The 15,087-nt window shown below is 63.2% G+C and carries 12 protein-coding genes; 7 read left to right on the plus strand and 5 right to left on the minus strand.

All coding sequences use genetic code 11. The annotated features are described in order from the left end of the window. The first annotated feature begins 363 nt into the window (after positions 1-363). Positions 364-1,248 (plus strand): phosphotransferase, encoded by an 885-nt coding sequence (locus AC1DXN_RS09160; protein ID WP_477241341.1) that lies wholly within the window; start codon positions 364-366, stop codon positions 1,246-1,248. Further along, positions 1,245-3,686: a GcvT family protein gene (locus tag AC1DXN_RS09165; RefSeq protein ID WP_477275621.1), complete on the plus strand. Its 2,442-nt coding sequence runs from the start codon at positions 1,245-1,247 to the stop codon at positions 3,684-3,686. The genes AC1DXN_RS09160 and AC1DXN_RS09165 overlap by 4 nt, the downstream gene beginning before the upstream one ends. Before the next feature lie 2 nt (positions 3,687-3,688). Here the strand turns inward: AC1DXN_RS09165 and AC1DXN_RS09170 are convergent, their stop codons facing one another. Further along, positions 3,689-4,321, minus strand: coding sequence for a class I SAM-dependent DNA methyltransferase (locus AC1DXN_RS09170; protein WP_477275623.1), 633 nt, complete (start codon positions 4,319-4,321; stop codon positions 3,689-3,691). Positions 4,322-4,429: 108 nt separating this feature from the next. Between AC1DXN_RS09170 and AC1DXN_RS09175 the strand changes: the two genes are divergently transcribed. Further along, positions 4,430-5,332, plus strand: coding sequence for a phosphotransferase (locus AC1DXN_RS09175; protein WP_477275625.1), 903 nt, complete (start codon positions 4,430-4,432; stop codon positions 5,330-5,332). An 18-nt stretch (positions 5,333-5,350) separates the two neighbouring features. Here AC1DXN_RS09175 and AC1DXN_RS09180 read toward each other — a convergent pair whose 3' ends face one another. Beyond that, entirely contained in the window at positions 5,351-6,274 is a 924-nt protein-coding gene (locus AC1DXN_RS09180) for a DMT family transporter (RefSeq protein ID WP_477275627.1), read from the minus strand. 114 nt (positions 6,275-6,388) lie between these two features. Further along, complete coding sequence (locus tag AC1DXN_RS09185) at positions 6,389-7,669, minus strand: amidohydrolase family protein (RefSeq protein WP_477241331.1); 1,281 nt, start codon at positions 7,667-7,669, stop codon at positions 6,389-6,391. A 236-nt stretch (positions 7,670-7,905) separates the two neighbouring features. Between AC1DXN_RS09185 and AC1DXN_RS09190 the strand changes: the two genes are divergently transcribed. Continuing rightward, positions 7,906-9,660, plus strand: a complete 1,755-nt coding sequence (locus tag AC1DXN_RS09190; RefSeq protein WP_477275941.1) for an ABC transporter ATP-binding protein — start codon at positions 7,906-7,908, stop codon at positions 9,658-9,660. A 164-nt stretch (positions 9,661-9,824) separates the two neighbouring features. Here the strand turns inward: AC1DXN_RS09190 and ilvD are convergent, their stop codons facing one another. After that, positions 9,825-11,669 carry a dihydroxy-acid dehydratase gene (gene ilvD, locus AC1DXN_RS09195; RefSeq protein ID WP_477275629.1) on the minus strand — a complete coding sequence of 615 codons (1,845 nt, stop codon included), beginning with the start codon at positions 11,667-11,669 and terminating at the stop codon, positions 9,825-9,827. A 198-nt stretch (positions 11,670-11,867) separates the two neighbouring features. On the opposite strand from ilvD, the gene AC1DXN_RS09200 reads away from it, so the two are divergent. The 3 genes from AC1DXN_RS09200 (at position 11,868) to AC1DXN_RS09210 (ending at position 13,340) form a co-directional block, all read left to right on the plus strand. Beyond that, positions 11,868-12,212 carry an ArsR/SmtB family transcription factor gene (locus tag AC1DXN_RS09200; RefSeq protein ID WP_477275630.1) on the plus strand — a complete coding sequence of 115 codons (345 nt, stop codon included), beginning with the start codon at positions 11,868-11,870 and terminating at the stop codon, positions 12,210-12,212. Positions 12,213-12,293: 81 nt separating this feature from the next. Continuing rightward, positions 12,294-12,821: an SRPBCC family protein gene (locus tag AC1DXN_RS09205; RefSeq protein WP_477241325.1), complete on the plus strand. Its 528-nt coding sequence runs from the start codon at positions 12,294-12,296 to the stop codon at positions 12,819-12,821. Between the two features lie 51 nt (positions 12,822-12,872). After that, on the plus strand, positions 12,873-13,340 hold the full coding sequence (locus AC1DXN_RS09210; RefSeq protein WP_477241323.1) for a VOC family protein: 468 nt from the start codon (positions 12,873-12,875) through the stop codon (positions 13,338-13,340). Between the two features lie 52 nt (positions 13,341-13,392). Here AC1DXN_RS09210 and AC1DXN_RS09215 read toward each other — a convergent pair whose 3' ends face one another. After that, positions 13,393-14,985: a peptide chain release factor 3 gene (locus AC1DXN_RS09215; protein WP_477275632.1), complete on the minus strand. Its 1,593-nt coding sequence runs from the start codon at positions 14,983-14,985 to the stop codon at positions 13,393-13,395. Positions 14,986-15,087 lie beyond the last annotated feature (102 nt).

Here is a 15,087-nt window from a genome sequence, read left to right on the forward strand (position 1 = left end):
AAACTGTTTTAAAGCAATTGCTTGTGCTTTCGGGCAAAACACCCAAAAAAAGTCACAACTTTTTATTGACAGCCGGGCAACACTGACGTGAGATCAAGGTGTGACAGGCTCGGAACTGCCACGAGAGGGTGATGGCAGAGCCGCAACTTACAGACCAGATCGTCTGGAATGTGCCTGGTGCAAGGATTTTTCAGATCCGCGGGGGCGGATGGCGGGTATCAAAAACCTGGCCAAGGGGCTCGTCGGTGCGGTGCGGGATACCAATCCTGGCGTCCCGCACCGACGAGATTTTTGCGTTTCTCCCCGCCATCGTCGCGCTGTCCGTGGCGCTTTGTCGAAGCTCAGCCAACCAGGGATGGTCCCGTGACTGCTGAAGACCGCATCCGCGCCCTGCCCTGCTGGACCGGCAGCATCGATATCGCGCCGCTGCCGGGAGGCCTCAGCAACGCCAACTATCTGGTCAAGGACGCGGCCGGACGGCATGTCGTGCGCTTTGGCCAGGACTATCCGTTCCACCACGTGTTTCGCGAGCGCGAGGTGATGACGGCGCGGGCAGCGCACGCCGCCGGCTTCGCGCCGGCCGTCCGCTATGCCGAACCCGGCATCATGGTGACGGAGTTTCTCGGCGCCAAGACCTATGTCGCCGAAGACGTCCGCAGCAATATCGGCCGCGTCGCCGCCCTGATGCGCGGCTTCCACCGCGAAATGCCCAATCACATCTCCGGCGCCGGCTTCATGTTCTGGGTGTTCCACGTCATCCGCGACTATGCGCGCACGCTGGAAGAAGGTGGCAGCCGCAAGCGGGGCGACTTGCCGCGCCTTCTGACGCTCGCGGACGAACTCGAACGGGCGCAGAAACTGCTGCCGATCGTCTTTGGTCACAATGATCTCTTGCCGGCTAATATTCTCGACGACGGCAGCAGGTTGTGGCTGATCGACTTCGAATATGCCGGCTTCAACACGGCGATGTTCGACCTTGCCGGCGTCGCCTCGAATGCCGAGATGAGTGACGAGGTATCCTTCGCCTTCCTCACCGCCTATTTCATGAAGGAGCCGGACGAGGCGATCCGCCGCTCGCATGCGGCCATGCAATGCGCGTCACTGCTGCGCGAGGCGATGTGGAGCATGGTGTCCGAGCTCTATCTCGACGCGCCCGGCATCGACTATGTCGCCTACACCGAAGAAAACCTGACGCGGCTCGACGCGGCGCTGGAAAACTACAGAACAAAATACGGGATACACGCATGACTTTGCCTACGCACGCCGGGATCGTCGTCATCGGCGGCGGCATCATCGGCTGTTCGACGGCCTATCACCTGGCGCGCGACCACAAGGCCGATGTCGTGCTGCTCGAACAGGGCAAGCTGACCTCGGGCTCGACCTGGCACGCCGCCGGGCTGGTCGGTCAGTTGCGCTCGTCGGCCTCGATCACGCGCGTGCTCAAATATTCGGTCGATCTCTACAAGGGGCTGGAGGCCGAGACCGGACTGGCCACCGGGTGGAAAATGACTGGCTGCCTGAGACTCGCCACCAATGCCGATCGTTGGACCGAATACAAAAGGCTGGCGACGACGGCGAAAAGCTTCGGCATGGACATGCAGTTGCTGTCGCCGGCCGAGGTGAAACAAATGTGGCCGCTGCTAGAAACCAGCGACCTTGTCGGCGCCTCGTGGCTGCCGACTGACGGCCAGGCCAGCCCCTCCGACATCACGCAGTCGCTGGCCAAGGGCGCGCGCATGCATGGCGCCAAACTGTTCGAGGATGTCCGCGTCACCGGCTTCGAGATGAAGGGCGGCCGCATCACCGCGGTGAAGACCAACAAGGGCGATATTGCCTGCGACAAGGTGGTGAACTGCGCCGGGCAATGGGCACGGCAAGTGGGCGCCATGGTCGGCATCAACGTGCCGCTGCAGCCGGTGAAACATCAGTACATCATCACCGAAAAGATCGAGGGACTGTCGACCGATGCGCCGACGATCCGCGACCCTGACCGGCGCACCTATTTCAAGGAGGAGGTCGGCGGGCTGGTGATGGGCGGCTACGAACCGAACCCGCAGGCCTGGACGACGGGTGACGTGCCCGACGACTGGGAGTTCCGGCTGTTCGACGACGACTACGATCATTTCGAGCAGCACATGACCCAGGCGATCGCGCGGGTTCCGGCGCTCGAGACCGTCGGCGTCAAGCAGATGATCAACGGGCCGGAGAGTTTTACGCCAGACGGCAATTTCATCCTCGGCACGGCACCCGAATGCGTCAACATGTTCGTCGGCGCCGGCTTCAACGCTTTCGGCATCGCGTCGGGCGGCGGCGCCGGCTGGGTGCTGGCGCAATGGGTGGTCGACGGCGAGGCGCCGCTCGACCTGTGGGTGGTCGATATCAGGCGCTTTTCCAGTCTGCACCGCGACCGGCAATGGGTCTGCGACCGCACGCTGGAAGCCTATGGCAAGCACTACACGATCGGCTTCCCGCATGAGGAATATTCTTCAGGTCGGCCGCGCATCGCCTCGCCGCTCTACGAGCGACTGAAACAGCATCGCGGCGTGTTCGGTTCGAAGCTGGGCTGGGAACGGCCTAACTGGTTCGCGCCGGAGGGCGTCGAACCAAGGGACGTCTATTCGATGGGCCGGCAAAACTGGTTTGCTCCAGTGGGCGACGAGCACCGGCATGTGCGCGAAAAAGTCGGCATTTTCGACCAGTCGTCCTTCGCCAAATACGAACTGACCGGCCCCGACGCGCTGAAAGCGCTGGACTGGATCTGCGCCAACGACGTCAGCAAACCGGCGGGACGGCTGACCTACACGCAACTGCTCAACACACGCGGCGGCATCGAGGCCGATCTCACCGTGGCGCGGCTGGCCGAGGAAAAATTCTACATCGTCACCGGCACCGGTTTTCGCACGCATGATTCCTCATGGATCAGCGATCATATCGGCGATGGGCTCGACGTGACGCTGACCGATGTCACCGAGGCGTTCGGCACGCTGTCGCTAATGGGTCCCAAGGCACGCGATGTGCTGGCCGGAGTGACCGATGCCGATGTGTCGAACGCCGGCTTCCCCTTCGGCCATGTGCGCGAGATTGCCATTGCCGGTCATACAGTGCGGGCACTGCGCGTCACCTATGTCGGCGAGCTCGGTTGGGAATTGCATGTGCCGATCGCGGCGACGGGCGAAATCTTCGACGCGCTGATGACGGCCGGCAAGAAGCACGACATCCGCCCGGTCGGCTACCGCGCACTGGAATCGCTGCGGCTGGAAAAGGGCTATCGCGCCTGGGGGTCCGACATCACCCCCAACGACACGCCGCAGGAGGCCGGTCTCGGCTGGGCGGTGAAGCTCAGGAAGAACACCGATTTCGTCGGCCGGCGGGCACTTGAGCAGCTCAATGGCGCGGCGCTGAAGAAACGCTTTGCCGGCTTCACCGTCGACGATCCCGAGATCGTGCTGGTCGGCCGCGAGACGATTTTGCGCAACGGCGAGCCGGTCGGTTATCTCACCAGCGGCGGCTATGGCTACACGCTGGGCAAGAACATCGGTTTTGGCTATGTGCGCAGCGCCGACGGCGTCAGTGACGATTTCCTCGCCACCGGCGACTACGAGCTGGTGGTGGCGATGGAGCGGACGCCGGCAAAAATCCATCTGCAGCCGCTGTACGACGCGGCTGGAGAAAAGATCAAAGCGTAGATTCAGCTCACGCGGAGCGCGATGCCACGACTGGGCACGGTATCCGCCTCGCCCGGCATGGAGACGTAAGGCGGCGTTTCCTCGGCGCGGATGACGATGCCTTGCGCTGCCAGCTCGGCGAGGCGCGCGGAAAATCCCGCTTCCCACAGCGTGTTCTTGACCGTCAGCACGATGACGCCGCCCGGCCTGCAGATGCGGATCAGCTCGTCCAGCCCTTCGGCGCCGACATGGCCGGAGGTGAAGACGCCGGCGGAGACGATGCCGGCATAGGCGTCGTCCGCGAAGGGCAATGGCCCACCCATCGCCAGGCAGTGAAGCGCCGTATAGACGCCCTTGGCGGCCGCCTTGTCCAGCATGCCTTGCGAGATGTCGAGCGCCTCGACTTTTGGGTAGCCAGTGATGGCCAGCCATTCGCCGATCAGCCCGGTGCCGGCGCCGGCATCGAGCAGAGGGGCTGCGCCGCGCGGCAAATGGCGGGCAAGCAAGGCAAGGCAGATCGTCGGATGGCGGTAGCCGGCCGCCGACATGTCGGCATCGTAGGTATCGGCCCAGCTGTCGTAGAGCGCCGCCACCTCTTCAGGCCGTTTCGCCGCATAGGCGGCGCCGAGCGTGCCATGATGTTTGCCGTCCGTCATCGCCACTCCGTCCGCCGGTCTATACGCCACATTCTATCAGATGATAGCCAAACGGCGAAAACTGTGGAACCGTCGTGGCGACAAATAACGGCATGAGGGGGCTCACGCATGGTGGTCGACGAGGCGCGCGCAACGCTCAAGGGCATTCCGCTGCTGGCAGGCTATGACGGGCCGCTGGAGCGGCTCGGCGGCCTCACCAATCTCGTCTTCAAGGCCGGCGACCTCTGCCTGCGCATTCCCGGCAAAGGCACAGAGGAATATATAAACCGCGCCAACGAGGCGGTCGCGGCGCGCGAGGCGGCAAAGGCCGGGGTCAGCCCCGAAGTGCTGCATGTCGACCAAGGGACCGGGGTAATGGTGACGCGCTTCATCGCCGGCGCGCAGACGATGTCGCCGGAGAAATTCAGGACACGGCCGGGCAGTCCCGCGCGTGCCGGCAAGGCCTTTCGCGCACTGCACGGCTCCGGAGCGGTGTTTCCCTTCCGCTTCGAGCTGTTTGCGATGATCGACGATTATCTGAAAGTGCTGTCGACCAAGGATGTCGCCCTGCCTGCCGGCTATCACGACGTCGTGCGCGAGGCCGGCACGGTACGCGCCGCACTTGCCGCCCATCCGCTTCCCCTCGCCGCCTGCCATTGCGACCCGCTGTGCGAGAACTTTCTCGATACGGGCGAGCGGATGTGGATCGTCGACTGGGAATATTCGGGCATGAACGACCCGCTCTGGGATCTCGGCGACCTCAGTGTCGAAGGACAATTCGACACGGCACAGGACGACGAGATGATGCATGCCTATTTCGGCGGCGAGGCAAAACCGGCCGAGCGCGGCCGCATCATCATCTACAAGGCGATGTGCGATCTGTTGTGGACGCTGTGGGGGTTGATCCAGCTTGCCAACAACAATCCCGTCGACGACTTTCGCGCCTATGCCGACGGACGGTTTGCGCGCTGCAAGGCGTTGATGGAGACGCCTGAGTTTTCCCGCCATCTGGCGGCGGTGCGTCGGGGTTAGGTACCAGAAATCTGGACCTTAATTCACACCCTTCGGCACGTTTTCGGGCGGCACGACTGTCTCGACCACTTTCTGGCGATGGAAGATGAACAGGCCCGCGAACACGACGATGGCCGAGCCGATCAGGATGCGCGGGCCGGGAACGTCGCCAAAGAACACCAGACCGAAGACGACCGCCCACAACAACAGCGTGTAGTGCAGCGGCGCCAGCGTCGAGGCCGGCGCCAGCTTCAGCGCCCTGGTGATCATCAGATGCGCGCCGCAGGAGACGATGCCGAGCAGCAGCATGGCGCCGAAATCGAGCGCTGACGGTGTCTGCCAGCTGCCGATGGTCATCGCGCCGCCGACCAACAGCGTGCCGATGGTCTGCCACGTCACCAGATTGGTGTCGCTGGTGCCGCGCAGGCGGCGGTTGAGGATGATGGCGAAGGCAAACGCAATGCTGCCGACCAGCGCGAACACCGCGGACTGCGAGAACGCCGCCGAGGACGGCTTCAGCATGATCAGCACGCCGCAGAAGCCGACCAGGATCGCCGCCCAGCGGCGCCAGCCGACCTTTTCGCCGAGCAGGAAGTGCGACAGCGCCGCCACATAGATCGGCCCCGCCATGTAGAAGCTCATCACATCGGCAAGCGGGAGGTAGACGACGGCGGCATAGAACAAGGCGGTGTCAAGAGTCGTCGCCACGACGCGCAAGACCTGCAGCTCCAGCCGTTCCATGCGAAACAGCTTGCTGGCGCCCTGATTTGCAATCATCGGCCCGAGCACGAAAAAGGCGCCGACCGAGCGGATCAGCACCACCTGGCCGACGGAAAAGCTGGCGACCAGCCATTTGCCCATGGCGTCGTTCAACGCAAACAGGAAATCGCCGGCCAGCATCAGCAGGATGCCGGCCACGAGAACGTTCCTGATCGTCGAATTCTGGGCTGTTGGCTGTGCCATGCCTTTGCCGGTTCCTGCCATGCGTAGGGTGAACCGCGTCGTAGACACAAGCGGCAGCCTTGGCGAGGCGGAAAAGCGAAAAATCGGTAAGACCAGCGCCGGAAATGGGTGATCTCAAGCGGTTTTGTGCCGCCGGTTCACCTCTCCGGGCCTTCCGGGAATCGACAGCCGGGTGTCCTGCCTGGTACGCTGCGCCACCACCTTGCCCCTGGCGATGACGCAAAGCCGTTCGGCGCGCAGGCGCAGGGCCTCTATCGGGTTGCCGGCGTCGAGGATGACGAGGCTGGCGCGCTTGCCGACGGCAAGGCCGAGATGGTCGAGGCCCATGATGGCGGCGTTGACGTTGGTGACCATGTCGAAACAACGGGCCATGTCGGCCGGACTCGACATCTGGGCGACGTGCAGGCCCATGAAGGCGACGTCGAGCATGTCGGCGGTGCCCAGCGAATACCAGGGGTCAAGTACGCAATCCTGGCCCCAGCCGACGCGGATGCCCATGGCCAGCATCTCCTTGACGCGGGTCAGGCCACGGCGCTTGGGAAACGTATCGTGGCGACCCTGCAGCATGATGTTGATCAGCGGATTGGGGATGGCCGAAACGCCGGCCTCGGCGATCAGCGGCAACAGCTTCGAGACATAGTAATTGTCCATCGAATGCATCGAGGTGAGGTGCGAGCCGGCCACCCTGCCTTGCAGGCCAAGGCGCTGCGTCTCGTAGGCCAGTTGCTCGATATGGCGCGACAGCGGGTCGTCGGTCTCGTCGCAATGCAGGTCGACCATCAGCCCGCGTTTTGCCGCGATTTCGCAGAGTTCGGTCACGGAACGCGTGCCGTCGGCCATGGTGCGCTCAAAATGCGGGATGCCGCCGACAATATCGACACCGAGGTCGAGCGCCCGCAGCGTGTTCTGGCGCGCCGTCGGCGAGCGGTAAAGCCCGTCCTGCGGGAAGGCGACCAGCTGCAGGTCGATATAGGGCGCGACCGTTTTCTTCACATCGAGCAAGGCTTCCACCGCCAGCAAGCGGTCGTCGCAGACATCGACATGGGTGCGGATGGCGAGCAGGCCCATCGACACAGCCCAGTCGCAATAGGCAAGCGCGCGGTCGCGCACGGCCTCATGCGTCAGCAGCGGCTTCAGCTCACCCCACAGCGAAATGCCTTCCAGCAGCGTGCCTGAGACGTTGATGCGCGGAATGCCGTAGGAGAGCGTCGCGTCCATGTGGAAATGCGGATCGACGAAGGGCGGCGAGACCAGATTGCCATGAGCGTCGATAGCGGTACCCGCCGTAACGTCGAGGTCGGGCCCGATCGCAGCGATCGTCTCGCCGACGATGCCGATGTCGGCAATGGTGCCGTCGGGCAGCGTGCCGCCGCGCACAACAAGGTCGAAATTCATCTGTCGTCATCCCTTTTCAGAATCACCCGACCATGGTGGCGCAAAAGACAGCTTGCCGCAGCCGTTTCTTTCAATCGTGGCGAAAGGTTCCATCCTGATGCAACTGGCTCTATAAGCCGCCTTTCGTCCTAACCGGCGAATCCGAAGTTCGCACCAGTGGCGCGCAGTGCAGCGACGAATTTCGGGATCATGCGCAGCAAACCATGGAATCCCGTGTGGCTCTGGATCTTAAATTCCTGAAACGCGACGAGCGCTCGATGGAGAACCAGCGCCTTATCGTGAGGCTGCTGCGGGAATCGTTCCACCAGCACAGGTTCGGCTACGGCGCCGCCATCGCTTCGATGCTGGTGGTGGCCGCCACGACAGGTGCCAGCGCCTGGATTCTGCGCGAGATCACCAACGAATTCGTGATCTACAAGAGACTCGACCGCATTAACCTGATAGCAGCCGCGGTCGCCGCGATCTTCATTCTCAAGGGCGTCGCCAATTTCGTCCAAGCCTACTGCATGAGCCGCGTCGGCAACAGCATCATCGCCGAGCGGCAGCGCAAGATCTATGACCGTATCCTGGCGCAAGGCATCGAGTTCTACCATTCGACCTCGTCGTCCGATCTGATCAACCGCATGACCAACAATGCGCAGGCGGCACGCAACGTGCTCGACCTCATCGTCACGTCCTATGTGCGGGACCTGGTGACCTTGGTTGTCCTGGTGCTGGTCATGATCTGGCAGCAACCGGCGCTGTCCTTGATCTGCTTCATCATCGGCCCCCTGGCCATCTACGGCGTCAACCGCATCCTGAAGCGAGTCCGCAACATTGCCGCAATGGAGTTCCGCTCGATCGGCCAGATCGTGCAGATCATGCAGGAAACCGCGATCGGCGTGCGGGTCGTCAAATCCTTCAATCTCGAAGGGGCGATGCGCGGGCGCATGTACAAAGCGGTTTCCGACGTCGAGAACCGCGCCAACAACATTGCCACGCTGGAAGCCGCCACCAGCCCCGTGATGGAAACGCTCGCAGGGCTGGCGATCTCCGGCTCCGTGCTGGTCAGCGGCTTCCTGGTCCTGCAGGGCGGCCAGATGCCGGGTAACATCATGGCCTTCATCGGGGCACTGCTGCTTGCCTATGAACCGGCCAAGCGTCTGGCGCGCGTACGCATATCGCTAGAAACCGGCATCGTCGGAGTGCGAATGATGTTCCAGCTAGCGGACCGGCCGCTGACGCTGGCTGAAAAGCCTGATGCACAGCCGCTCAAGGCGGGACCAGGCGAAATCACGTTCGATGATGTCGGCTTTGTCTATCAGGAAGGCCAACCGGTGCTCGAGCAGTTCAACCTGACTATCGAGCCCGGCAGGATGACGGCACTGGTTGGACCTTCCGGCAGCGGCAAGTCAACCATGCTGAACCTGATCATGCGCATGTACGATCCGCAGAGCGGCAAGGTGCTGTTCGACGGCCAGGATATCTCCTGCGCAACGCTCAGCTCGGTTCGAGAAAAGATTGCCTATGTCAGCCAGGACACGTTCCTGTTTGCCGGCACGATCATGCACAACATCCGCCTCGGCCGCCAGGACGCGACTGACGAAGAGGTGATCGCCGCCGCCAAGGCCGCCAATGCCCACACCTTCATCACTGCCCAGGCGAACGGTTATGACACGGAAGTCGGCGAGAATGGCGGCATGCTGTCTGGTGGTCAGCGCCAGCGGATCTCGATCGCCCGCGCCATGCTGCGCAATGCCGAGATCCTGCTGCTGGACGAGGCGACCAGCGCGCTCGACGCGGAATCGGAAGCGCTGTTCCGCGATGCGCTGCAGCAGCTGACGGTGGGGCGCACCACGATTGTCATCGCGCACCGGCTGTCGACCGTGCATCAGGCCGATACGATCGTGGTTCTAGAAGCCGGCAAAGTGGTTGAAAGCGGCCCGCACAAGACCTTGCTCAGTCAGGGTGGGCTTTACCAGAAGCTTTATGAATATCAGCTGATGCCGTAGCGCCCTTCCCTTCTCCCCTTGTGGGAGAAGGTGGATTGGCGCGCAGCGCCAAGACGGATGAGGGGTGCTGGAGGGAGTGCGGTTGGTGCCAAGCTGGAACACCCCTCATCCGACCGAGCTTCGCTCGGCCACCTTCTCCCACAAGGGGAGAAGGTAAGAGCGCGCTACTCCGGAACGAACCGCACAGCCCCCTTGGCAGCGCTGGTGGCCATCGCGGCGTAGGCGCGCAAGGCGGTCGTCACTTTGCGCTTGCGCTTCTCATCAGGCTTCCAGGCAGCGGTGCCCTTGGCCTCCATCGTCGCGCGGCGCGCAGCCAGTTCGGCATCGTCTACGGCAAGGCGGATGCTGCGGTTCGGGATATCGATCTCGATCGTGTCGCCCTCCTGCACCAGCCCGATGAGGCCGCCTTCTGCCGCTTCCGGCGAGGCATGGCCGATCGACAGGCCCGACGTGCCGCCGGAGAAGCGGCCGTCAGTGACCAGCGCACAGGCTTTGCCGAGGCCTTTCGACTTGAGATAGCTGGTGGGGTAGAGCATTTCCTGCATGCCGGGGCCGCCGCGTGGTCCTTCGTAGCGGATGACGACGACATCGCCGGCCTTGATCTCGTTCGACAGGATCGCCTTGACGCTGGCGTCCTGGCTTTCGAAGACCCGGGCCGGGCCGGTGAACTTCAGGATCGATTCATCGACGCCGGCTGTCTTCACGATGCAGCCGTCGAGCGCCAGATTGCCCTTCAGCACGGCGAGGCCACCATCCTTGGAGAAGGGATGCTCGACTGAGCGGATGACGCCTTTCTCGCGGTCGAGATCGAGCTCGTCCCAGCGGCGGTCCTGGCTGAAGGCAACCTGCGTCGGCACGCCGCCCGGTGCGGCCAGGAAGAAGTCGCGGACGCTCTGGCTGGAGGTGCGGGAAATATCCCAATGGTCGAGCGCCTCGCCGAGCGTCGACGTGTGCACGGTCGGCAAATCGCGGTTGATCAGCCCGGCATTGTCGAGCTGGCCGAGAATGGCCATGATGCCGCCGGCGCGGTGGACGTCTTCCATGTGCACGTCGGACTTGGCCGGAGCAACCTTGCACAGCACCGGAACCTTGCGCGACAGCGCGTCGATATCGTCCTGATCGAAATCGATCTCGCCCTCATGCGCGGCGGCCAGGATGTGCAGAACGGTGTTGGTCGAGCCGCCCATGGCGATGTCGAGCGTCATTGCGTTCTCGAAGGCGCCCTTAGAGGCGATGTTGCGTGGCAGCGCGGTCTCGTCGTCCTGTTCGTAATAGCGCTGGGCGAGATCGACGATCAGATGGCCGGCCTCGACGAACAGGCGCTTGCGATCGGCGTGCGTCGCCAGCGTCGAGCCATTGCCGGGCAGCGACAGGCCGAGCGCCTCGGTCAAACAGTTCATCGAATTGGCGGTGAACATGCCAGAGCAGGAGCCGCAGGTCGGACAGGCCGAGCGCTCGATGACCTTGACGTCCTCGTCGGAGATCTTGTCGTCGGCGGCAGCGACCATGGCATCGACCAGATCGAGCGCCTGCGTCTTCCCCGCGAGCACCACCTTGCCGGCTTCCATCGGGCCGCCGGAGACGAAGACGGTCGGGATGTTGAGCCGCAGCGACGCCATCAGCATGCCCGGCGTGATCTTGTCGCAATTGGAGATGCAGACCATGGCATCGGCGCAGTGGGCGTTGACCATGTATTCGACCGAGTCGGCGATCAGCTCGCGCGACGGCAGCGAATAGAGCATGCCGTCATGGCCCATGGCGATGCCGTCATCGACGGCGATGGTGTTGAATTCCTTGGCGACGCCACCGGCCTTCTCGATCTCGCGCGCAACCAGCTGGCCGAGGTCCTTGAGATGGACGTGACCCGGCACGAACTGGGTGAAGGAGTTGACGACGGCGATGATCGGCTTGCCGAAATCGGAATCCTTCATGCCGGTGGCGCGCCAGAGACCGCGGGCGCCGGCCATGTTGCGGCCATGGGTGGTGGTGCGGGAACGATAGGCAGGCATATTTTTTCCTTGGTGGCTGGCTGCGCTCGATGGCTGGCGCGGCGGCGCTGAATTCGGACCGCAGGCGTTATAGACGCCACAATCTGGTATGGCCACAATTTTGCGATGCGCCAGAGCGCATGGCGCAAGCGGGTTGACGAGGGGCGTTCAGCTGTATATAGCCAAATAGGTATATATCTAATTGGCTATGGACGTGAAATGAACCAGCTCGACGCCACCTTTGCCGCGCTTGCCGATCCGACGCGCCGCGCGATCCTTGCCCGCCTCATCCAGGGGGAGGCCTCGGTGATGGAACTGGCCAAACCGTTCGCGATGAGCCAACCATCGATCTCCAAGCATCTGAAAGTGCTGGAAGCCGCGGGGCTGATTTCACGCGGCCGCGACGCGCAGCGCCGGCCGTGCCGGCTGGAGGCGAAGCCGCTGGCCGAAGCCAATGACTGGCTGGAGCGCTACCGAAAGATCTGGGAAGGCAATTTCCAGCGCCTCGACGCCCTGCTGGGCGCCATGCAGGCCGAAAAGGCTCCCGGCGAGGCCGGCCAATAGCCGAAAGAAAATCAAGGGCCGTGTCGGATCGCCAGTTGGCCGGACGTCCTTGGGCAAACAGACAAGCGCAGGAGGACAATCGTGAGCACCACCACCTTGCCCGGCTCGACCGTTGCGACATTGACCGTGACCACGCCGAGCGACCGTGAAGTCCAGATCACCCGCATCTTCGATGCGCCGCGGCCGATGGTCTTCGACTGCTGGACCGTGCCGGAGCTTTTGAAAGGCTGGCTGCACGGCCCCGACGGCTGGCGGCTGGCGGTGTGCGAAATCGACCTCAGGGTGGGCGGCGCGACACGCTATGTCTGGCAACACCGCGACGGTCGCAGCATGGGCATGAGCGGAGCCTATCGCGAGATCGTGCGGCCGAGCCGGATCGTCGCCACCGAACTGTTCGACGAGGATTGGACCGGTGGCGAGACGATTGGAACGGTGACCTTTGCCGATCACACCGGCAAAACGCTGCTGACGCAGACGGTGCTTTACGCCTCGCAGGCGGCGCGCGACGGCGCGCTCGGCACCGGCATGACCAGCGGCATGGCCGACAGCTACGCCCAGCTCGATTCCTATCTCGCTTCCCTGCAGGACGCCGCGAAGGGCGCCGCCTGACCCTTCCCCCAAAAGAAGCGGCCGCAACCCTAAACACCGAGGAGAACGACGATGCAAAAGATCACCACCTTCCTGTGGTTCGACGACCAGGCCGAAGAAGCGATGAACCACTACATATCCATCTTCAAGAATTCGAAGGTGCTGAGCACAACGCGCTGGCCCAAGGGCCACGCTCTCGAAGGCAAGGTGCTGGTGGCCTCGTTCGAACTCGATGGCGTCCCGTTCCTGGCGCTTAACGGCGGACCGCAATACAAATTCACCGAGGCGATCTCGCTTTCGATCGACTGCAAGAACCAGGAAGAGGTCGACCATTTCTGGGACAGGCTGACCGAAGGCGGCGAACCCGGCCGTTGCAGCTGGCTGAAGGACAAGTTCGGCGTTTCCTGGCAAGTCGTGCCGGAACAGCTGCCGCGCCTGCTTGGGGATGCGGACCAGGCCAAGGCCGGCCGGGCGATGAATGCGATGATGCAGATGGGCAAGATCGACATCGCCAAGATCGAAGAGGCGGCAAGAGGCTGAGCACCGCGCGCTCTTCCCCTTCTCCCCTTGTGGGAGAAGGGAAGAGTGCACTTTACGCCGCCTTGTCGCGGACCTGATAATCCTTGATCGCGGCAAACCGGATCGCCTTCCAGCGCTCGGCTTCGTAGTTGAGCGAGAAGGCGTGCTGGGCCAGAAACACCGGGTCGTTGTCGAGGTCGCGGGCGATGTCGCCGCGATGCGCCTCGATGAAGCGGTAGACCTCGGCCTTGTCGTCGGCCGAAATCCAGCGGCAGACGGAAAAGCGCGACATCTCGAATTCGACCGGCAGCGTATATTCGAAGTTCAGCCGTTCCTTCAGCACATCGAGCTGCAGCGCGCCGACGACGCCGACGATGGCCGGTGAGCCATCCTCCGGCGAGAACAGCTGAACGACGCCCTCCTCGGCCATCTGGTGCAGCGCTTCCTTCAGCTTCTTGGCCTTCATCGCGTCGCCGAGGCGGACACGACGCAGGATTTCCGGAGCGAAATTCGGCACGCCGCGGAACAGGATTTCCTCACCCTCGGTCAGCGTGTCGCCGATGCGCAACGTGCCGTGGTTGGGGATGCCGACGACGTCGCCGGCAAAGGCCTCGTCGGCGGTGACGCGGGTGCGGGCAAAGAAGAATTGCGGCGCCGACAGGCTCATCGGCTTTCCGGTACGCACCAGCTTGGCCTTCATGCCGCGCTCCAGCTTGCCTGAGCAGACGCGGACGAAGGCGATGCGGTCGCGGTGGTTCGGATCCATGTTGGCCTGGATCTTGAAAACGAACGAGGTCATCTTGTCCTCGGTCGCCTCGACCTTGCGCGTGTCGGCCTCCTGCGCGCGCGGCGGCGGCCCATAATTGCCCAGCGCCTCGATCAGGTCGCGCACGCCAAAATTGCGCAGCGCCGAGCCGAAATAGACCGGCGTCAGGTGGCCCTCGCGAAAGGCGTCAATATCAAGAGGTCGGCAAGCTTCCCGCGCGAGCTCCAGCTCCTCGATGAAGGCTTCGCGCTCGTTCTCCGGCAGCAGGCCGGCGACGCGGTTGGAATCGGGGCCGTTGACCGGCGTGCGGTCCTTTTCCGCGTCGCCCCGACGCACAGCGTTCTGCGACAGATGATAGGTGCCGGAAAAGGTCTTGCCGCGGCCGATCGGCCAAGTGATGGGGGCAGTGTCCAGCGCCAGCTTCTGTTCGATTTCGTCGAGGATTTCGAACGGGTCGCGGCTTTCGCGGTCCATCTTGTTGATGAAGGTGATGATCGGGATGTCGCGCAGGCGGCAGACCTCGAACAGCTTCAGCGTGCGCGGCTCGATGCCCTTGGCGGCATCGATGACCATGACAGCGCTATCGACCGCCGACAGCGTGCGATAGGTGTCGTCGGCGAAATCCTCGTGGCCGGGCGTGTCGAGCAGGTTGAAGACATTGTCCTCGTACTCGAAGGTCATCACCGAGGTGACGACCGAAATGCCGCGCTCGCGCTCGATCTTCATCCAGTCGGACCGGGTCTGGATGCGATCCTTCTTGGCCTTGACCTCGCCGGCAAGCTGGATGGCGCCACCGAACAGCAGCAGCTTTTCGGTGAGCGTCGTCTTGCCGGCGTCGGGGTGCGCGATGATCGCGAAGGTGCGGCGGCGCGCCACCGCCTGCGTGATGTCTTCAGCCAATTTGTGGAATCCCATGTGGTGGCGGGCTTCTAGCAGCGCTTTTCCGGCCTGTCGAACAGTTTTGCCCGAAGCCTCCTTGCCGGGTCTTGAGATCAGGCCGCC

It is taken from the genome of Mesorhizobium sp. P2_H9 (assembly GCF_056403215.1).

Bases quoted from the DNA above. Each gene is read 5' to 3' on its own strand.
- AC1DXN_RS09165 (WP_477275621.1), top strand. From the start codon at position 1,245: ATGACTTTGCCTACGCACGCCGGGATCGTCGTCATCGGCGGCGGCATC.
- AC1DXN_RS09170 (WP_477275623.1), bottom strand. From the start codon at position 4,321: ATGACGGACGGCAAACATCATGGCACGCTCGGCGCCGCCTATGCGGCG.
- AC1DXN_RS09175 (WP_477275625.1), top strand. From the start codon at position 4,430: ATGGTGGTCGACGAGGCGCGCGCAACGCTCAAGGGCATTCCGCTGCTG.
- AC1DXN_RS09180 (WP_477275627.1), bottom strand. From the start codon at position 6,274: ATGGCACAGCCAACAGCCCAGAATTCGACGATCAGGAACGTTCTCGTG.
- AC1DXN_RS09185 (WP_477241331.1), bottom strand. From the start codon at position 7,669: ATGAATTTCGACCTTGTTGTGCGCGGCGGCACGCTGCCCGACGGCACC.
- ilvD (WP_477275629.1), bottom strand. From the start codon at position 11,669: ATGCCTGCCTATCGTTCCCGCACCACCACCCATGGCCGCAACATGGCC.
- AC1DXN_RS09200 (WP_477275630.1), top strand. From the start codon at position 11,868: ATGAACCAGCTCGACGCCACCTTTGCCGCGCTTGCCGATCCGACGCGC.
- AC1DXN_RS09210 (WP_477241323.1), top strand. From the start codon at position 12,873: ATGCAAAAGATCACCACCTTCCTGTGGTTCGACGACCAGGCCGAAGAA.